Raw genomic sequence first — 18,780 nt, 5'->3', positions numbered from 1 at the left:
TAAAAGCGTTTTCAAAAAAACGGGTGCAGAACTGCACCCGTGATAGCGTTTTTTCCGAGTATTTCGCGTTACGGGAAGGCGGCAAGCTTAAGAATCCCCGGGAGCTTACTGAAGTAAGTGACCGGGGTGATTAAGCGCAGCCAACGCACCTGTGGCGTGAAAGACGACAGAAAAAATTAGATTTTGCCAACCAGGTCCAGAGACGGAGCCAGAGTCGCTTCGCCTTCTTTCCATTTAGCCGGGCATACTTCGCCTGGGTGAGAAGCTACGTACTGAGCCGCTTTGATTTTACGCAGCAGGTCAGACGCGTCACGGCCGATGCCTTCAGCAGTAATTTCGATCGCCTGGATAACGCCCTGCGGGTCAACGATGAAAGTACCGCGGTCAGCCAGACCTTCGTCTTCACGCATGATTTCGAAGTTACGGGTCAGGGCGCCAGTCGGGTCGCCGATCATCGCGTATTTGATTTTCGCGATAGTCTCGGAGCTGCTGTGCCACGCTTTGTGGGTGAAGTGGGTGTCGGTAGAAACGGAGTAAACGTCTACGCCCAGTTTCTGCAGCTCTTCGTGATGGTCAGCCACGTCGCCCAGTTCGGTCGGGCATACGAAAGTAAAGTCTGCCGGATAGAAGAAGAATACGCTCCAGCGGCCTTCCGTGTTTTTCTCGGTAACTTCGATGAACTCACCGTTTTTGAACGCCATGTTTTTGAAAGGTTTGATTTTGGTATTAATCAAGGACATCTATACTTCCTCCGTGTTTTCGATGGGACGTAAGGTATCGAATTTTAACAACCCGAGCCAATGCGTTTGCGTTATCAAATCAATAAGCAATAGCTAACAACATGTTCGGGACAGCCTTATGAACTTTCCTCGCCGGAGCGAAAAAAATAAAAAAGCCACCTGAACGGGCGGCCTGAGTCGCTGAGATACCCGCAGGTAACGTCAGAGCCAGCGAGCTGGCAAAGTGCTGCGCCGCTATTTTACAACGCAAGCATTCCTGCGATTAGACCACTCCCCTGTCTAAAGGGCAACGCGCCCGAAGATTATTCCTGTCTATGGCTGTGATAGGAATCACTTAACAAGGTGTGCCGTTTTTTGCACACGCACCCTGTGCATTTTGCACCGTGTATGTTGTCTTGTTTCAGCGCCGCATTCCGCCTGCGTAAAGCCCGCCGCGACAGCGCGCACGCTTTTGTGAAGACGCTTCGGTTTTTCAGATTACGCCTCGCTTCTGGCGTACAAAAACCGATTCCTTATCTATGCTTTATCAGGAACAGAAAAAGCATAAAACCCCTTCGTCTCATTGCGAGGCTGCCATGGCAAATTTGCAGGATCTGAAAAAATTCGACCTCAATCTTCTGGTTATCTTTGAATGCATTTATCTGCATCGCAGCGTCAGCAAAGCGGCGGAAGCGCTGTTTCTGACACCCTCAGCCATCAGTCAGTCGTTGCAGCGCCTGCGCAACCAGCTTAATGATCCTCTCTTTGTGCGTTCAGGCAAAGGCATCACGCCCACCACCGTCGGCACCAATTTGCACCATTATCTTGAGGACAACCTGAATCAGCTTGAGCAGACCATCAACCTGATGCAGGGCGCGCCGCTGCGTAAAAACTTCGTGCTCTACTGCCCGCCGTCGCTTGCGGCGGATCATTTGCCAGAGTTAGTCAGCGCCTTTCGCGAGCATTACGATTTTGAGCTGGAGCATTACGACACCACCCTGGCGAGCGAAACCGCCGAAGATCTGCTGGCCTATCGCAAAGCGGATTTGATTATCGGCATGACGCCTGTCGTCAGCCATTCGGTTATCTGCAAGCACTGCTTTAGCGAGGATACGGTGCTGGTGTGCGGTGAAAATCACCCGCGCCTGGGCGCGCATGTGGATGAGGCGGCGCTCTTAAAGGAAAAATTCACCCTCTTTAACGGGACGGAAGAAGGCCAGAAACATTTCCATGTGAAATCGGCCGAACTCCTCGGCGAGCGACAGGTCGCGTTTACCAGTAATTCCCCCGCCTCCATTATGTCGGTTATCGGCAAAACCGATTTTGTCGGCATCCTGCCTGCCTCAACGCTGCGCCGCTACCGTTCGGTCTTCCGGCTGCGCTCCGTGGCGCTGGATATCGCCCTGCCGCAGATAGATTATTACCTTATCTATAACCGCTCATCGTTAACCAACGCGTCGTTCATAAGCTTCGTCTCGCAAATCGAGCAGCATTTTCTGCACGATGTGCCCGCCGCGCTGCAACAGCAGGCGGCGTCGCCCGATCAGCCGACGTTATAACCGCGCGAGACGTTCTGCGGCGGCAAGCAGCGTCGCCTCCTGCTTGGCGAAACACAGGCGAATAAGCTTATGCGGGAAGGGCGCATCACAGAATACCGACAGCGGAATGGCGGCGACGCCTGCCTCGGTGGTGAGCCACTCGCAGAAGCTGACATCATCCAGTGATGAAATGGCGCTGTAATCCGCGAGCAGAAAATACGTGCCTTCGCAGGGCAGCAACGTAAAGCGGCTACCGGCCAGCGCCTTAATAAAGGTATCGCGCCGCGCCCGATAAAAATCCGGCAGTTCAAGGTAGTGCGACGGTTCGGCGCGCAGCATATCCGCCAGCGCAAGCTGCGCCGGGGTGTTGACGGAAAACGTCAGATACTGGTGCACTTTGCGAAGCTCGGCGCTGAGTGCGGCGGGCGCCACGCAATACCCCACTTTCCAGCCCGTCATGTGATAAGTCTTCCCGAAAGAGGAAACCGCAATCGCCCGCTCGCGCAGTGCCGGATGCGCGAGTACGCTCGCATGCCCTTCTTCAGCAAAGCAGATATGCTCGTACACTTCATCGCTCAGCACATAGATTTCACGCTCCGCAATCGCGCGCCAGAGCGCCTCGAAATCCGCCTTGCGCCAGACCGTCGCGGACGGGTTATGGGGCGTGTTAAGGATAACCAGACGGGTCCGGTCACTGACGACGTCTGCGAATGCCTGCCAGTCGACGCGAAACGCGGGCGGCGTGAGCGCGATGCGTTTTAGCACACCGCCGGAGAGCGCCACCGCGGGCGCGTAGCTGTCATAACTCGGATCAAAACAGATAACTTCATCGCCAGGACGCACCAGCGCGGTAATGGCGGCGTAGAGCGCCTCGGTAGCGCCCGCCGTAATCGTCACCTCATCGCTGGCGTCCGGCTGATAGCCGTAAAGGGCACCGGTTTTATCGGCAATCGCCTCGCGCAGCGTCTGAACGCCTGTCATCGGCGCGTACTGGTTCGCGCCTGCGGCAACGTGATGGGCGAGCCGCGCCTGAAGATACGCGGGACCGTCGAAATCCGGAAAGCCTTGCGACAGGTTAATCGCCTGATGCTGCTGCGCCAGCGCGCTCATGCGGGTGAAAATGGTCGTGCCCAGCGCGGGCAGTTTGCTTTCTGGCGTTAAAGGGGAGTGGCTCATGGCGGCTGATCCTTTCGCTCGGTGTCGTGTTGTCTTGATGTTGTCTTTGTGTTGCCGACACTATAACACGATGCTACTCTCTGGCAATCAAGACGCTTAGACGTCTAAACGCTAACGATATGCCTGCGGGGATATGATGAGTAAAGAGAGCCAACTGGATAGCCTCGTGGCAGCCTGCCACTGGATCGGCGCAAAGGGCTGGGCCCCCGCGACGGGCGGCAATATGTCGCTGCGTGAAGATGTGCGCTGGTGCTGGCTGAGCGAATCAGGCAAGGATAAAGGCAGCCTGACGCCGGAGGATTTTTTGCAGGTAGAGATAGCCACCAGCGAGGCGCCGTCGGGGCGTAAACCCTCCGCCGAAACGGGCCTGCATACCCTCATCTACCGCCTGTTTCCTGATGCCCACTGCGTGCTGCATGTGCATACCGTGAACGCGACGGTGCTCTCGCGCGTGGAGAAAAGCGACACCCTGCACCTTACCGGATACGAGATGCAGAAATCGCTGGAAGGACAAACCACCCATCTTGATAACGTGCCTGTTGCCATTTTCGATAACGATCAGGATATTGGTGCTCTGGCGGAGCGCATTGCGCGCTTCCATCGCCAGTTTCCGCTGCGCTACGGGTTTTTGTTGCGTGGCCATGGGCTGACCTGCTGGGGGAAAGATGTCGCTACGGCGCGTCGTCATCTGGAGGGGCTCGAATTCCTGTTTGAATGTGAAATGCAGCGACGCCTGCTGGAGAGAGCATGATCCGCGCCATTGTTACCGATATTGAAGGCACCACGACCGATATCCGCTTCGTTCATAATGTCCTGTTCCCCTACGCCCGGGAGCGTCTGGCGCACTATCTGCGCGCAGGCGAGCACCGCGAGCCGGTGAATGTCTTGCTTAACGAACTGCGCGGCGAGATCCACGCGCCGGCGGCCTCCGTCGATGAGCTGATTGAAACGCTCTATAAATTTATGGACGAAGATCGCAAATCCACCACGCTTAAGGCTATTCAGGGCCACATCTGGCGTGAAGGCTATGTGAACGGCGACTTTACCGGTCATCTCTACCCGGACGTCGTCCCGGCGATGCGCCGCTGGAGCGACGCGGATATCGATATCTACATTTACTCTTCCGGCTCCGTCTCCTCGCAAAAAATGCTGTTCAGCCACAGCACAGAAGGCGATGTTTCAGGGCTGCTGAGCGGCTTTTTCGACACGCACGTTGGCGCGAAACGCCAGGTGTCGTCTTATCGCAATATCTCCATGAAAACCGGTGTGCCGGTGCATCAGATGCTGTTCCTCTCGGATATTCGCGAGGAGCTGGACGCCGCACGTGAATCGGGCTGGAAAACCGTTCAGCTTATTCGCGGCGAACCGGACACGCAGAGCACCCATCGCCAGGCGACCAGTTTCGATGACATTCACCCGGAGCAGATCCCCACATGAGCGCACTGACTATTTTTGCCGATAACGACACACAGAAACCGCTGTGGCAGAGCACTGATGCCGACGCCATTCGCGAGAAACTTAACGCGCAGGGCGTGCGTTTCGAACGCTGGCAGGCCGACCGCGAACTGGGTGATAACCCGACGCCTGAGGCCGTACTGACCGCCTATCAGCACGCCATTGCGCGTCTGGTGGCCGAAAACGGCTACCAGAGCTGGGATGTCATCAGCATGCGTGCCGATCATCCGCAAAAAGAGGCGATGCGCGGCAAGTTTCTTAACGAACACACTCACGGCGAAGATGAAGTCCGTTTTTTTGTAGAAGGCGCCGGGCTGTTTTGCCTGCATATCAACGATAAGGTGTATCAGGTGTTGTGCGAGAAGAATGATTTGATCTCTGTGCCCGCCGGTACGCCGCACTGGTTTGATATGGGTTCACAGCCGCATTTCACGGCGATCCGTATTTTTGATAACCCGGAAGGCTGGATTGCAAATTTTACCGGCAGTCCGATCGCCGAGGGGTATCCGCGCCTCGCGTAATGGTAAGCAGGGCGGTCTACCCGCCCTGCCCGTTAAAAACACCCGCCGTTTACCGCAAAATTTACCCCAGCCTGTCACGCAATACCGGGCCAATCACCTCGAACGCGGAGGGAGAGATGATGTCCACGTGCGCGCAATCAACAGAATGCACGCTAAGCGATCGCGTCCAGGGCGCCCAGGCGTCATGCGGATTAAGCCCCGGCGTGACGGTACGCTCGGCGACAAACAGCGTCGCCTCGCCGTCGAAACACGTGCTGCGCGCGGTCGAGAGCAGCCGCACCGCATCTGCGTAATTCCCCTCGATGGTTTCAAACAGCCGCGTTGAGCCCTGCCCCTGCTGTGCACTCACAAACGCCGCGCGTTCGCGGTCAATCTCCGCCAGCACAAGTGGATCAAGTTCCTGCTCACCTTTCGCCTGCCAGTTCTGGGTTTCCGGCGGCCAGGTGTCGAGCAGGCCGAGGAACGCGACCTCTTCGCCTGCCGCCCTTAAGCGCGCGGCAACGCCATGCGCGATAGTGCCGCCCAGCGAATAACCAAACAGCCAGTACGGCCCGTGCGGCTGTTGCTCGCGAAGCGTCGCCAGATGACGGTCGCATAAAGCATCAACCGAGTCGCACTGCTGCATCGGCCCGTCCGGACGCGGCGACTGGATGCCTGTAATTGCCCAGCGCGGCGAAAGCCAGCGCTGCAACACGCTAAACTGCCAGGCGAAACCCGAGGCAGGATGGAAACAAAAGAGCGTCGGCCCAGTGCCTTCACGCAGCGGGAGAATAGCGTCAAAACCCGCCTGTTCGGCCTGCGCGTCGCTTTGCGCCGTTTCCACCAGGGCGGCGAGCTTTTCCACTGTCGGCGCAATCATCACCTGCCCGACCGTCACCGGCCGGTTTAGCTCACGCTTAAGCCGCGCCGCCAGCCGCATCGCCAGCAACGAATGTCCGCCGAGCGCGAAAAAATCGGCCTGCGCATCCGTCACCGCCACGCCCAGCAGCTGCGAAAACGCCTGTGCGATAACCGCTTCCACGCCCGGCGCCACCGGCCGCCCCGGTTCACGCGCGGTCAACTGCGGCAGCGGCAGCGCTTTGCGATCCAGCTTGCCGTTCGCACTGAGCGGCAACGCGGGCAGTTGCACCAGCGTCACCGGCACCATATGCGCGGGAAGTTGCTCACTCAGGCGCGCACGTAACGCCGTCATATCGAGCGCCTCGCCGGAGGTGGACACCAGATACCCGACGAGCTGGCGCGCGTCACCGTCCGCCTGCGCGTTCTCATTCAGCACACAGGCATGCGTCACCGCCTGCGCTACGTCCGGCAGAGTTTGCATGACGCGGTCAATCTCACCAGGCTCAATACGCTGACCGCGAATTTTTAACTGATCGTCGCTGCGCCCGAGGTATTCCACCGCGCCATCCGCCAGCCAGCGCGCCACGTCACCGGTACGATACATCCGCGCGCCTGGCGCGAACGGATCGGCGATAAAACGGCTGGCGGTCAGATCCGGGCGGCCCAGATATCCCTGCGCCAGCTGAATGCCGGTGAGATAGAGATCGCCCGCCATGCCAGGCGGTACCGGCCGCATCGCGCTGTCCAGAATGCGCAGGCCGGTATTCCAGACCGGAAAACCGATGGGCACGCTTGGGCCAGTCACCTTCGCGAGCGTCTCGCCGAAGGCCGGATACCAGCTTACATCCACTGCCGCCTCTGTCGGGCCGTACAGGTTATGCAGCGGCGCGCCGGTAAGCCGCTCCCACTCGCGGCACAGGTCCGCAGGGAGCGCTTCGCCGCTGCAAAAGACCCGACGCAGCGACGCGCAGGCATCGATGGCCTGTGGTGTGGTGAGCGCACCGACAAACGCCGCCAGCATTGAGGGCACAAAGTGGGTCGTCGTGACACGCCAGCGGGCGAACAGCGCCTGGAGCGCCTGCGGGTCGCGGTGCGCCTCCGGCGGAGCCATCACCAGCCGCGCGCCGACGATAAGCGGCCAGAAAAACTCCCACACCGAGACGTCAAAACTGCAGGGCGTTTTCTGCAAGACCACATCCTCTGCGCCCAGCGGATAGTGGCTTTGCATCCACAGCAGGCGGTTGACGATGGCCGTCTGGCCGACCATCACGCCCTTCGGACGCCCGGTCGAGCCGGAGGTAAAAATGACATACGCCGTATGCGACGGGCACGAGCGCGCGAGTGGTTGCGGCGCGCTTACCGGCAGCGGCGTTTCATAGCAAAAAATCGGCAGGTCGTTCAGAGCCGCAAAACGCCCCTGCTCCTGCGCGGCGGTGATGAGCAGCGCGGGGCGTGCGTCCTCCAGCATCATGTGCAGACGGTCGTCCGGGTAACCGGTGTCAAGCGGCAGCCAGGCGGCCCCCGCCTCGACGATAGCCTGCAACGCCAGCGACAAAAAGACCGAACGCGGCAGTGCGACCGCCACCACATCGCCCGGTTTCACGCCGCGCTGTACCAGCTCTGCGGCGAGGGTGAGCACCTGCTCACGCATTTCACCATAGGTAAACTGATAGCGTTCATCTGCCAGCGCCGCCGCGTGCGGCGTCGCCTGCGCCTGTTTCTCCAGCAGGCTGCTGAGGGTATCCCGCGGCAGTGGCATGGCGGTCTGATTGACGCGTTCAATCAGCGCATAGTCATTCTCATCCAGCAGTTCGGCCTGCGCGCAGGGCAAGGCCGGGTCCGCTGCAAACTGCGCCAGCAGACGCGGCAAACGGGCAAGCTGACGTTCGAGTTGTGATTCGTCATAGCGCTGCTGATTGGCGAGCAGTTCCAGCGTCACGCCCCCCAGTTCATCAAGATAGAGCGCGATTTCGAGGTCTTTCACCGGGCCGGAAGCCAGCTGGTGCGTGATGCCTTCAACCCCATCCAAATCAAGACGGTAGTCAAACATTTTCAGGTTCAGCACCGGCCCAAAAAGCGGGGTCTGTTGGGCGACTTTTCCGGCATCACGCAGCACCTGTTCGGCGTCGTAGCGCTGATGACGGCGCAGCGTTTTCAGCGTCCTGGCAAAGCCTGCGGCGAACTGCGCCAGCGTCTGTGACGGCGCGATCCGCACCGGACATGGCAGCACATTAAGCACCGGGCCGGTGGCGGTGAGCGCGGCCGATCCGATGCGGCGCATAAAGATAAAGCCCGCGCTGTACTCATTGCGTCCGCTAAGACGACCGAGCCACAGGGCCACCAGCGCAAGCGCCACATCCGGGGCGGCAAGCCCGCCTGCGCTCGCCATCAGCGCGTCGAAATGCACCTCATTAAAGCGCAGCGAACGGCGGATAAGCGCGGTCGTCGAGGATTGCCCGTTAAGCGGCGTATCCGAAAGCGTGGCTGGCGGCGGCAGTTCTTGCACCTGTTGTGCCCAGAAGGCGGCATCACGCGCGCAGGCATCAGACGCCTGGTAGCGCGCATATTCGTCCACCACCTCGCTGAAAGCGACAAACGGTGAAGGCTCCGGCTGCTCGCCCCGATGCAGACTGCGATAAATATCGGCGATCCGGCGGGTAATAGCAGTAAAACTGAAGCCATCAACCACCAGGTGATGATAACGCTGATACCAGAACCAGCGGGTATCCCCAAGGCGCAAGAGCTGGTGATGCGCCAGCGGTTTGCCGCTCGCCACGCGTAAATCCTGCTCGAGATCAGCGCGCATCAGCGCCAGCGCCGCAGAAACTGGTTCCGCTTCGTGGCGCAAATCAGTCACGGTGGGCGCTTCAAACGTCAGAGAGGGATCCAGACGCTGGGTGACAATCCCGTCACGCTCCTCAAAGCGCATACGTAGCGTATCCGCCTCCATCATGCCCGCAACGATAGCGCGCGCCAGCAGCGGCGCGTCCAGCGGGCCATTCAGCTCAACATAGTGCGCCACGCTCCAGGCGTTAACCTGATCGGAGAGTTTTTCGGCCATCCAGATACCAGGCTGCGCTGCGACCAGCGGCAGCGAGACGGCGGTGTGTTGTACAGGGCTCAGGGTCATCTCCGTCACGTTAACCTCGCTTGTCGGTGGAGCGGGCGAAATGGGTGGGCTTGAGGGTATTCCAGTGTTCTTTGAGCCACGCCTCGCACATTTGCGGGCTTTGCGGCTGCGCCACCACGCGCCAGCCCGGCGGCAGCGCGCAGGGTTCCGGCCAGAGACTTACCTGCTGCTGGTCATTTTCGAGCAGCCAGAAGCGGCCCTGCGGGTTATCGAAGGGGTTGCTGAATTCCATACGTCACTCCTGTCTTTAAGAACGCGCCGGGGCGTGAGGCGTGCCCCACAGCGCGGCCAGCCCTTCGGTGAGCCCGCCGCGCCAGCAAAGCGCATCGTGTCCGCCGTCAACCTGACGCCAGAAAAGCGGCTGCTGTGTCTGTTGCAATAAAGAAACCAGGCGCTGATTGGCCTGCAAAATAAGCGGCTCATGAATGCCCGCTTCAAGAAAAATACGCAGCGGCCGCGGGTCGAGGCGGCCTGCGGCCAGTGCTTCTACCAGCCAGCCGCCCTCGCCGTTCGCCTCGCGCTTCGGCCACCAGAATGAGCCGGACTGGCTCAGTACGCAGCCAAAACGCGTCGGCCAGTGCAGGCCTGCATAAAGCGCGGAAAGCCCACCGAAACTCTGCCCGGCCACTACCGTCGTCTCCGGCGCTGCACGCCAGACGGCTTTTGTGCGCGCCAGCGGCAGCAGTTCGTCCCACAGCGCCTCCCAGAACGCGGCGTTGCAGGGCAGCTCCTGGCTGCGATGCGTGGTATCGATGACATCCACCAGCAGATAAACCGCAGGCGGCAGAACGCCGCGGCGTGTCAGCGCCTGCAGGGCGGGCCAGACGGGCTGGCTGTGCGCCCAGAACTGCCCGTCCAGCAGGATAGCCAGCGGGCGATCCTCGGGCGCGTCATCGCCGCCGGTGGTAAAGAGCCAGACGCGGCGCTGGTTGCCAAGCCGCGCGCTGTGCCAGGTGAAGACCTGCGCGGGGGTATACGTGATGTCGGTTTCATCCCAGCCAGGCTGTGCAGGCGCGCCGGGCAGATGCAGCGCGCTGACCGGATGACCGCGCCCGCCACGCCAGTGATGCGGGTTGAGTGGGTCAGGGATGGCGTGCGGGAGCAATTTGCGCCAGCCTTCGCGCAGCGCCTCCCGCGCGGGCGCCTCGGCGAACGCCGCCGGGGCGAAATCATCGCAACGCGTTGAGGGGATAAAACAGTAGCTGCCGCGCCAGCGGTTAGTGAGCGTCACTCGCCAGTACCAGGCATCGGTGCCCGGCAGGCGCGTGAGCGTTTGGGGGGCGGAGGGCTTGTGGTGATCGGTAATGCCGGTGACGTAAATCCAGACCCGCTGTACGTCGGACGTCGTCTCATCGCCCGCCGGGTCGCGCCACCAGAAAGTCACGCGACATTGTCCTGGCGTTTCTTCGGCAATTTCCGGTACGCCCTGCGCCTGCTTCGCCTGCCACCAGGCTTCACTTCCCTCTGCGTGCACCGCCACCGTTCAACCCCTTGTTAAATTTGATAAATATCATGAATTTAAGGAACTCGCGATAATTTGTCGATAATATTATTGATAATTATTTGCATTTGCAATAGCGTATTGGCGCGCTGTGGGAAGCGCGTCTTTCGTAAAAACATTAACCCGACCAGGCACCTGCGCATGGCCACTCCGGGACGAGCGGTGTCGAGCGTAAGGCAGACCTGGCATTGGCCATGCTGCGCCCTGCCCCGCTGGGGAAGGATTTCCGGGCCGCAGCGGAAAACCGCAGGATACAAGATGAATAAAAAGCTCCCTCTCTCGCTGGCGATGCTGATAATCCCTGGGATTTATGGCGTTGCGCTGCCCGCCTGGGCACAGGACAGCACGGCTATTGTGGATGGCAAGGCCACAGAAGGTGATGACACCATTGTCGTCACTGCCGCACAGCAAAACCTTCAGGCGCCAGGCGTCTCTACCATCACTGCCGATGAAATTCGTAAAAACCCGCCGGCGCGCGATGTGTCTGAAATCATCCGTACCATGCCAGGCGTTAACCTGACCGGTAACTCCACCAGCGGCCAGCGCGGTAATAACCGCCAGATTGATATTCGCGGTATGGGCCCGGAAAACACGCTTATTCTTATCGACGGCAAACCGGTAAGCAGCCGTAACTCCGTGCGTCAGGGCTGGCGCGGTGAACGTGACAGCCGCGGCGATACCTCCTGGGTGCCGCCGGAAATGATTGAGCGTATCGAAGTGTTGCGCGGCCCTGCCGCCGCACGCTACGGCAACGGGGCAGCAGGCGGCGTGGTGAATATCATCACCAAACGCAGCAGCAACGAGTGGCATGGTACGTGGAACAGCTATTTCGACGTCCCGGAACACAAAGCGGAAGGCGCTTCCAAACGCACGAACTTCAGCCTGACCGGCCCGCTTGGCGACAGCGTGAGCTTCCGCCTGTACGGCAACCTGGCGAAAACCCAGGCGGACGCGCAGGACATCAACGCCGGTCATGAATCTCTGCGCACCGGCACTTACGCCGATACCCTGCCCGCCGGGCGCGAAGGGGTCGTGAATAAAGACATTAACGGCCAGGTACGCTTTGAATTTGCACCGATGCAGGCGCTGGAGTTTGAAGCAGGCTACAGCCGTCAGGGCAACCTCTACGCGGGCGATACCCAGAACACCAACAACGACAACAACTCCAGCGGGCTGGTGAAAAAGTATTACGGCAAAGAAACCAACCGTCTGTACCGCCAGAATTACGCGGTCACCTGGACTGGTGGCTGGGATAATGGCGTGACAACCAACACCTACGCCCAGTATGAACACACCCGCAACTCGCGCATTGGCGAAGGGCTGGCAGGCGGTCTGGAAGGGCTGTTCAACAGCGAAAAATTCTCGGACATCAACCTGAGTGATGTACTGCTGCACAGTGAAGTCAGCATTCCGTTTGACTGGCTGGTGAACCAGAACCTGACGCTCGGCACCGAGTGGAACCAGCAGCGCATGAAAGATGGCACTTCTACCGCGCAGGCGTTAACCGGTAAAAACACCGGTGGCGCTATCCCGGGCGTCGATGCGACCAGCCGCGATCCGTATGCCAAAGCGGAGATCTTCTCGCTGTTTGCCGAAGACAACATGCAGCTGACCGACAGCACCACGCTGACCCCAACGCTGCGCTTCGATCACCATACGATTGTCGGTAATAACTGGAGCCCGGCGCTGAACCTCACGCAGGCGCTGACCGATACGCTGACGCTGAAAATGGGCATCGCCCGCGCCTATAAAGCGCCGAGCCTGTATCAGACCAACCCTAACTACATTCTCTACAGTAAAGGTCAGGGCTGTTACGCCAGCGGCAACGGCGTCGGCTGTTACCTGATGGGCAGTGAAGATCTGAAAGCGGAAACCAGTGTCAACAAAGAGATTGGCCTGGAATTCAAGCAGGATGGTTATCAGGCAGGCCTGACCTGGTTCCGCAACGACTATCACGACAAGATTGAAGCCGGGTATTCCCGCGTTTCTGCGATCAGCAGCAAAACGGATCTCTATCAGTGGGAGAACGTACCGAAGGCGGTCGTGGAAGGGCTGGAAGGAACGCTGAATGTGCCGGTCACCGACACCGTACAGTGGACCAATAACCTGACCTGGATGCTGCAAAGCAAAAACAAAACCACCGGCGATCGCCTGTCGATTATTCCGGAGTTTACGCTCAACTCAACGCTGAGCTGGCAGGTTCGCGACGATGTGTCGCTGCAAAGCACCCTCACCTGGTATGGTCGTCAGAAACCGAAGATGTACAACTACAAGGGCGAGCGCGTGACGGACAGCAGCACCAACGAAGTGAGTCCTTACAGCATCGTCGGTTTAAGCGGCACCTGGGACGTGACCAAAAATGTCAGCCTGACGGCAGGCGTGGATAATGTCCTCGACAAGCGCCACTGGCGCGCAGGCAACGCCCAGACCACCGGTAACGCCACCACCAACGCCTGGATGTATGGCGCCGGGGCGGAAACCTATAACGAATCGGGGCGCACCTGGTTCATGGGCATTAACACCCACTTCTGATGACAGTGGCGGGAGATCTCTCCCGCCTTTTTTCTATGCACACCACCCTCACCTCATTTGACCTCGTCGGGCAACGCGTCTGGCGCGTTGATTTCTCGCGAGCGACATTTCAGCCTGCCGATTTGCTGTGGCTGCCGCACGCTGCGCAGCTCGCGAACGCCGTGCCGCGGCGTCAGGCCGAACATCTGGCTGGCCGGATGGCGGCAGTGGCCGCACTGCGTGCTGCGGGTGCCGGGACGCAAATTCCGGGCATCGGGGCGCACCGCGAGCCGTGCTGGCCTGATGGTTTTATCGGTAGCATCACCCATACCGGGCATCGCGCCTGGGCCGCGGCAATCACCACGCCTGGCATTATCGGCATTGATGCTGAAACACTCATGGATGCGCAGACGGCGCAGGAGCTGGCGCCAGGTATTATCGACGCGCAGGAACAGGCACGGCTTGCCCGCGCATCGCTGCCCTTTCCGAGCGCGCTGACGCTGGTGTTTTCCGCCAAAGAGAGTTTGTTTAAAGCGTTGTTCCCGCAGGTGGGCGACTGGTTTGGCTTCGAATGCGCGCACGTCGTCGGGCTTGAGGCAAACACGCTGACGCTGCGCCTGACCACCCCGCTCGGGCCCTTCCCGACGGGGCGCTGTTTTACGCTGCACTGGCAGCAGGAGGACGCGATTATCTTCACCCTCCTGACCCTTCCTAACCCTCGCGAAATGCTCTGAGCGCCCGCTTCTGTCTGCCGTCTTGCGTAAAATTCTCCGGTGCAAGCCAGCCACGCAGCGCGGCATCGGCCTGCGGCCATTCGTGATCGAGCAGGGAAAACCATTCGGAATCACGGTTGCGGCCTTTACGCACCATCATTTGACGCAACCGCCCTTCATAGGTGAAACCGAGCCGTTCGGCGGCGCGCCGCGAGGCGGTGTTCATCGAATCACATTTCCATTCCACACGGCGAAAACCGCGCGCGAAGGCTTCCCGCATCAGCAGCCACAGCGCCTCGGTGCCGGTAACGCGGTTTTTCATACGTGGCGACCAGGTGACATGGCCGATTTCCAGCACGCCATTAGCGTTATCAATGCGCATAAAGCACACCAGCCCCACCGCCTCGCCGCAGGCGTTGTCCAGCACGGCAAACGGCACCAGTGACGGATCCATCACCTTTTGCGTAACCCAGGCATGACATTGCGCGACCGTATCCGGGCGATCGCTGGCAAGCCAGGTCCAGTCGCGGTCATCCGGCGCATCCTGATACGCTGCAAAAAGCTCGGCGGCGTGGGCATCCGCGTTAAGCGGTGCCAGCGTACAATAGCGGCCTGCAAGCGTGATACGCTCTGGCGTTTGCGCCCCCTGCCAGTCCGCCACCGGCGCGCCGACCTGCTGATCATAATGATTGTAATAAGCCACGTGCTCTCCTCCCGCTGATTGTTAATAAAAAGTTATACCAGCCGCGACGTGATGAAGATAGCCATTGATTTCAGTGGGAAAAAGCGCACAGGAACTCGGTTTTATCCGAGCCGTTTGCCCCAAAAAGCGGCGGTTTCCATGACTATACTTGGAGCAAACACATCGCAGCCGCGCCCGCGGGGCTGCCCTGACCAGAGAGCTTATTATGCCGCTCAAACCTTTTACCGCCTCCGACCCTTATACGCTCGGCGTTGAACTTGAGCTTCAGGTGACCAGCCCGCCGGGCTATAACCTAAGCCAGGATTCCTCAACGCTTATCAGCGCGCTCGAAAGCCGCGTGACCGCAGGCGAAGTGAAACACGATATTACCGAAAGCATGCTGGAGATAGCGACGGGCGTCTGCCGCGATATCAACCAGGTCGCGGCAGAATTTGCGGTGTTACAGCGCGAAATTCTCGCCTGCGCGCAGCAGCATCATCTCATCATCAGCGGTGGCGGCACGCACCCGTTCCAGAAATGGCAGCGCCAGGAGGTATGCGCCAGCGAACGTTACGCCCGCACGCTGGAGCTTTTCGGGTATCTCATTAAACAGGCGACCGTGTTTGGCCAGCATGTGCATGTGGGGTGTCGCAACGGTGAAGAGGCCATGTATTTGCTGCATGGGCTGTCGCGCTTCGTGCCGCATTTCGTTGCGCTGTCGGCGTCCTCGCCCTATATGCAGGGGTCGGACACAGGTTTTGCCTCATCACGGCTCAATATTTTCTCGGCGTTTCCGGATAACGGCCCCGCGCCGTTTGCCGCTGACTGGACGCAGTTTGAGAAAATGTACGCCCGCCTTGAAGGTACCCATGTCGTGCAGTCGATTAAAGATTTGCACTGGGATATTCGCCCAAGCCCCGATTTCGGCACGGTGGAAGTCCGTGTGATGGATACACCATTAACGCTTGAGCGCGCTGTTAATATCGCAGGTTTCATTCAGGCGCTTTCACACTGGTTATTAGAAGAACGCCCGTATAAACACAAAGCTGAGGATTACCTTATTTACCGGTTTAACCGTTTTCAGGCGTGTCGTTATGGTCTGGACGGTACGCTGACGGATGTCTGCACCGGTGAACAGCGCAGTATCGGTGAAGATATTTTGTCTCTGCTCGACAAACTTGAGCGCTACGCCCGTCCACTTAATGCTGGCAGCGCGCTGGAAGGCATTCACCGCTACGTGAAAAATAACGACAGCGACGCACACCGCATACGTGCCTTTACCGCCGATGGCGGCTCGCTTTCCGAGCTGGTGCGTCGTCACGGTGAGATCTGGGCCGCCTGAAGGCCTGCCGCACACGAACTGGCTCTGTCTGTTTAACGGTATTTACCTTAATCAGGGTGCCGCTCGCTTCTCAAAGCCAGCTATACATTGCTGGCTTTTATCTTTTCTGAAAAAAATAACGCGATCTTTTTTATTCTGGATCATGAGAATAACTCTTTTTAGTTATTTTATTGCCTTTTGTGCCGCCTCAGCCGTTAAAGCTCCTTATTTATGTTACCGATAAAAAATATATCCAGTTTACTCGCAACACAGGAATGACGCTTATGTCATGGATATATCGTATCTCAATGAAAACAAAATTAGCCATTGCGCTTTTGCCTTTATTAATCGCGCTGCTGTGGCTTGCCGGTGCTGGCATGCTGTCGCGCATTGATACTGAACGACAAATGCGTAACGTCGAAGAAGTGACGCGTCTTGCCAAAAGCGCAGGCGATGTGGTGCATGAACTGCAAAAAGAGCGTGGCCTGAGCGCGGGTTATCTCGGCAGTAAAGGGGCGCAGTTCAGCAGCGAGCTGAACACCCAGCGCAACACTACCGACAGCGCGCTGAATGCGTTTAATACCGCCATGAAAAACACCGACGAAGAGAGCCTGAAAGGCAGCGTCGGCGAGGCCATCCGCGCCTTCCAGCAGCGGGTATCCATGCTCGGCGAGACGCGCCAGCAGATTACCGCCCTTTCACTTCCGGCCTCACAGGGTGTTGCGTTTTATACCGATACCATCAGCACCGTACTGGAGCTGGTTGGCCGCAGCACGCACTTAAGCCATGCGGGCGTGATTGTGAATCAGATGGTGGTGTATTACAGCCTGATTAGCATGAAAGAACAGGCGGGCGTCGAGCGCGCGCTGCTCTCCGGCATTTTCTTTGCGGACCATTTTGCCGACGGCCAGGTGGCGCGCCTGAGCGAAGTGGTGGGCAAACAACAGGCATTGCTTGCCGCCTCACGGCAGCTTACTGATGCCGACGGCGTGAAACGCATTGATGCGACGCTGGCGCTCCCGTCTGCGACCCGCGCGCTGGAACTGCGCCAGACCGCACTTGCTAAAGCCGCAAGCGGTAATTTTGGCGTATCGCCTGGTACCTGGTTTGAAGCACAAACCCAGCGCATTGATACGCTGCGTATCCTGGAGAACGCCGCCTCCGCACAACTGCTGTCGACCGCAGGCGAACTCGCCAGTGAAGCTCGCGCCGGGTGGCAGCGTTTCCTCGTTATCACGCTGCTGGCGCTTATCGTCGCGATGAGCTTCGCAGTGGTCGTCGCACGCAGCATTCATCGTCAGTTGCACGCCACCTTAACCGCTATTGATGGTATGCAGGGCGATTTGACCCGCCGCCTTGACGTGCCGGGCAGCGATGAGCTCTCTGCGCTCAACCGCGCGTATAACCGCGCTATAGAAGATATTCAGCAGATCGTCGCGCAGATCAAATCCGGTGCCGTTATCCTGCGCCACGCCAGTGCCGGTATTGCGGCAGGCAACCAGGATCTGGCGCAGCGCACAGACGAACAGGCGGCCTCGCTGGTGGAAACTGCCGCCAGCATGGAGCAGATAACCACGGTCATCACCCAGACCGCTGACAACGCCCATGAGGCAGAGCGCCTGACACGGATGATGGAAGAAGAGATGCAGAGCGCAAGCGCGGTGGCGCACTCTGCCCGCCAAAGCATGGCGGATATCCAGTCCTCCAGCGAGCAGATCTCACGTATCGTCGGCTCAATTGACGAGATCTCTTTCCAGACCAACCTGCTGGCCCTTAACGCCGCCGTAGAGGCTGCACGCGCCGGTGAACTGGGCCGTGGTTTTGCCGTGGTGGCCTCTGAAGTACGCACGCTGTCGCAGCGCTGCGCCCGCGAGGCAGGACTTATTCGCGAACTGGTGGCGAATAACATGGCGAAAATCGGTGAAGGTGTGGAACACGTGGATGCCTCCGGCCACGCGCTTGACGCCGCAGTGGCGAACACTGCCCGTATGCGCACCTTTATCAGTGACATTGCCCGCGCCGCTGCGGAGCAGTCGCTCGGCGTATCGCAGGTGCATGAGGCGCTAAACCAGCTTGAACAAGTGACCCAGCAGAACGCCTCGCTGGTTTCTGAGGCCGCCACTGCCAGCCAGACGCTGGATAACCAGTCTGAAACCATGTCACAACTGGTTAACCGGTTCGTCGTGGCGTAATCAAATGGGCTGCATTGAGGTAGGCATGACTACAAAATATAGGGGGGCGCCAGGCGAAATTAACGCCATTCACTTGCTTCACGCCAGGCAATCCCCTATTATGCGCGCCACCTGAAAGCAGGTTTAAAAGCCGCCACGTCAAAGGCGGCTTTTTTTTATTATTTGAATCACAGACATACCAGACGGGACATAACGCCATCACGGCCACAGTAATTATAACGTCCCGCAATTAATACCAGTGATAGCACAGCCTCTAGGCACTCCGGGAGAGTGAAAATGCAATATAGTTTTGGCGCGAAAGTTTTTCTCATTTCGCTGGTCGTGGTTTTTGTAGCTTGCGCACTGATTTTATTCAAGGTTGCGATTTAATAAATACTACGCCACGCACTATAGGTTAATACCCCGCCAAAAGGATTTGGCACCTTTTCTTTCCTTTCGCTTTCACGCTGTATTTAAACGACGCCTAAATAAAAATAAAAAA

General features: G+C 58.7%; 14 protein-coding genes. 8 read left to right on the top strand and 6 right to left on the bottom strand.

All coding sequences use genetic code 11. The annotated features are described in order from the left end of the window. Window positions 1-176: 176 nt before the first annotated feature. Window positions 177-740, bottom strand: coding sequence for an alkyl hydroperoxide reductase subunit C (ahpC, locus tag AFK62_RS05665; RefSeq protein ID WP_007682206.1), 564 nt, complete (start codon window positions 738-740; stop codon window positions 177-179). A 575-nt stretch (window positions 741-1,315) separates the two neighbouring features. On the opposite strand from ahpC, the gene citR reads away from it, so the two are divergent. Beyond that, window positions 1,316-2,278, top strand: coding sequence for a DNA-binding transcriptional repressor CitR (gene citR, locus AFK62_RS05660; RefSeq protein WP_032984978.1), 963 nt, complete (start codon window positions 1,316-1,318; stop codon window positions 2,276-2,278). On the opposite strand, the gene AFK62_RS05655 is transcribed toward citR, so the two are convergent. Continuing rightward, the gene (locus AFK62_RS05655) at window positions 2,273-3,433 is read right to left on the bottom strand and encodes a pyridoxal phosphate-dependent aminotransferase (RefSeq protein ID WP_007682218.1); all 1,161 of its coding nucleotides are present in this window, start codon (window positions 3,431-3,433) and stop codon (window positions 2,273-2,275) included. The two genes, citR and AFK62_RS05655, sit on opposite strands and share 6 nt — an antisense overlap. 136 nt (window positions 3,434-3,569) lie before the next feature. On the opposite strand from AFK62_RS05655, the gene AFK62_RS05650 reads away from it, so the two are divergent. From AFK62_RS05650 to AFK62_RS05640, 3 genes are read left to right on the top strand one after another with little or no spacing between them, the layout of a single operon-like run. Beyond that, complete coding sequence (locus AFK62_RS05650; RefSeq protein ID WP_007682220.1) at window positions 3,570-4,184, top strand: methylthioribulose 1-phosphate dehydratase; 615 nt, start codon at window positions 3,570-3,572, stop codon at window positions 4,182-4,184. Continuing rightward, window positions 4,181-4,870 (top strand): acireductone synthase, encoded by a 690-nt coding sequence (gene mtnC / locus AFK62_RS05645; protein ID WP_007682222.1) that lies wholly within the window; start codon window positions 4,181-4,183, stop codon window positions 4,868-4,870. The genes AFK62_RS05650 and mtnC overlap by 4 nt, the downstream gene beginning before the upstream one ends. Continuing rightward, window positions 4,867-5,409, top strand: coding sequence for a 1,2-dihydroxy-3-keto-5-methylthiopentene dioxygenase (locus AFK62_RS05640; protein ID WP_053531766.1), 543 nt, complete (start codon window positions 4,867-4,869; stop codon window positions 5,407-5,409). The genes mtnC and AFK62_RS05640 overlap by 4 nt, the downstream gene beginning before the upstream one ends. 61 nt (window positions 5,410-5,470) lie before the next feature. On the opposite strand, the gene AFK62_RS05635 is transcribed toward AFK62_RS05640, so the two are convergent. From AFK62_RS05635 to fes, 3 genes are read right to left on the bottom strand one after another with little or no spacing between them, the layout of a single operon-like run. After that, window positions 5,471-9,379 (bottom strand): enterobactin synthase subunit F, encoded by a 3,909-nt coding sequence (locus AFK62_RS05635; RefSeq protein ID WP_032984971.1) that lies wholly within the window; start codon window positions 9,377-9,379, stop codon window positions 5,471-5,473. Window positions 9,380-9,389: 10 nt separating this feature from the next. Beyond that, complete coding sequence (locus AFK62_RS05630; protein ID WP_007682226.1) at window positions 9,390-9,611, bottom strand: MbtH family protein; 222 nt, start codon at window positions 9,609-9,611, stop codon at window positions 9,390-9,392. Window positions 9,612-9,626: 15 nt separating this feature from the next. Further along, the gene (fes, locus tag AFK62_RS05625; protein ID WP_053531765.1) at window positions 9,627-10,859 is read right to left on the bottom strand and encodes an enterochelin esterase; all 1,233 of its coding nucleotides are present in this window, start codon (window positions 10,857-10,859) and stop codon (window positions 9,627-9,629) included. 279 nt (window positions 10,860-11,138) lie between these two features. On the opposite strand from fes, the gene AFK62_RS05620 reads away from it, so the two are divergent. Next, a complete protein-coding gene (locus tag AFK62_RS05620) occupies window positions 11,139-13,412 on the top strand; it encodes a TonB-dependent siderophore receptor (protein ID WP_053531764.1) in 2,274 nt (757 codons plus the stop codon). Window positions 13,413-13,447: 35 nt separating this feature from the next. Beyond that, the gene (gene entD, locus AFK62_RS05615; RefSeq protein ID WP_007682237.1) at window positions 13,448-14,125 is read left to right on the top strand and encodes an enterobactin synthase subunit EntD; all 678 of its coding nucleotides are present in this window, start codon (window positions 13,448-13,450) and stop codon (window positions 14,123-14,125) included. On the opposite strand, the gene AFK62_RS05610 is transcribed toward entD, so the two are convergent. Further along, window positions 14,103-14,807 (bottom strand): GNAT family N-acetyltransferase, encoded by a 705-nt coding sequence (locus AFK62_RS05610; RefSeq protein WP_007682239.1) that lies wholly within the window; start codon window positions 14,805-14,807, stop codon window positions 14,103-14,105. The genes entD and AFK62_RS05610 overlap by 23 nt on opposite strands. 205 nt (window positions 14,808-15,012) lie before the next feature. Here AFK62_RS05610 and AFK62_RS05605 point away from each other — a divergent pair, with 205 nt between their 5' ends. Both AFK62_RS05605 and AFK62_RS05600 read left to right on the top strand, forming a co-directional pair. After that, entirely contained in the window at window positions 15,013-16,128 is a 1,116-nt protein-coding gene (locus AFK62_RS05605) for a YbdK family carboxylate-amine ligase (RefSeq protein WP_007682241.1), read from the top strand. A gap of 263 nt (window positions 16,129-16,391) precedes the next feature. After that, window positions 16,392-18,299 (top strand): methyl-accepting chemotaxis protein, encoded by a 1,908-nt coding sequence (locus tag AFK62_RS05600; RefSeq protein ID WP_007682243.1) that lies wholly within the window; start codon window positions 16,392-16,394, stop codon window positions 18,297-18,299. The last annotated feature ends 481 nt before the right edge of the window (window positions 18,300-18,780 follow it).

Source organism: Cronobacter condimenti 1330 (assembly GCF_001277255.1).
GTDB lineage: Bacteria > Pseudomonadota > Gammaproteobacteria > Enterobacterales > Enterobacteriaceae > Cronobacter > Cronobacter condimenti.
Note: the sequence above shows the minus strand (reverse complement) of the source record. Positions and strands in the feature narration are given on the sequence as shown.

Bases quoted from the DNA above. Each gene is read 5' to 3' on its own strand.
- ahpC (WP_007682206.1), bottom strand. From the start codon at position 740: ATGTCCTTGATTAATACCAAAATCAAACCTTTCAAAAACATGGCGTTC.
- citR (WP_032984978.1), top strand. From the start codon at position 1,316: ATGGCAAATTTGCAGGATCTGAAAAAATTCGACCTCAATCTTCTGGTT.
- AFK62_RS05655 (WP_007682218.1), bottom strand. From the start codon at position 3,433: ATGAGCCACTCCCCTTTAACGCCAGAAAGCAAACTGCCCGCGCTGGGC.
- AFK62_RS05650 (WP_007682220.1), top strand. From the start codon at position 3,570: ATGAGTAAAGAGAGCCAACTGGATAGCCTCGTGGCAGCCTGCCACTGG.
- mtnC (WP_007682222.1), top strand. From the start codon at position 4,181: ATGATCCGCGCCATTGTTACCGATATTGAAGGCACCACGACCGATATC.
- AFK62_RS05640 (WP_053531766.1), top strand. From the start codon at position 4,867: ATGAGCGCACTGACTATTTTTGCCGATAACGACACACAGAAACCGCTG.
- AFK62_RS05635 (WP_032984971.1), bottom strand. From the start codon at position 9,379: ATGACCCTGAGCCCTGTACAACACACCGCCGTCTCGCTGCCGCTGGTC.
- AFK62_RS05630 (WP_007682226.1), bottom strand. From the start codon at position 9,611: ATGGAATTCAGCAACCCCTTCGATAACCCGCAGGGCCGCTTCTGGCTG.
- AFK62_RS05620 (WP_053531764.1), top strand. From the start codon at position 11,139: ATGAATAAAAAGCTCCCTCTCTCGCTGGCGATGCTGATAATCCCTGGG.
- entD (WP_007682237.1), top strand. From the start codon at position 13,448: ATGCACACCACCCTCACCTCATTTGACCTCGTCGGGCAACGCGTCTGG.
- AFK62_RS05605 (WP_007682241.1), top strand. From the start codon at position 15,013: ATGCCGCTCAAACCTTTTACCGCCTCCGACCCTTATACGCTCGGCGTT.
- AFK62_RS05600 (WP_007682243.1), top strand. From the start codon at position 16,392: ATGTCATGGATATATCGTATCTCAATGAAAACAAAATTAGCCATTGCG.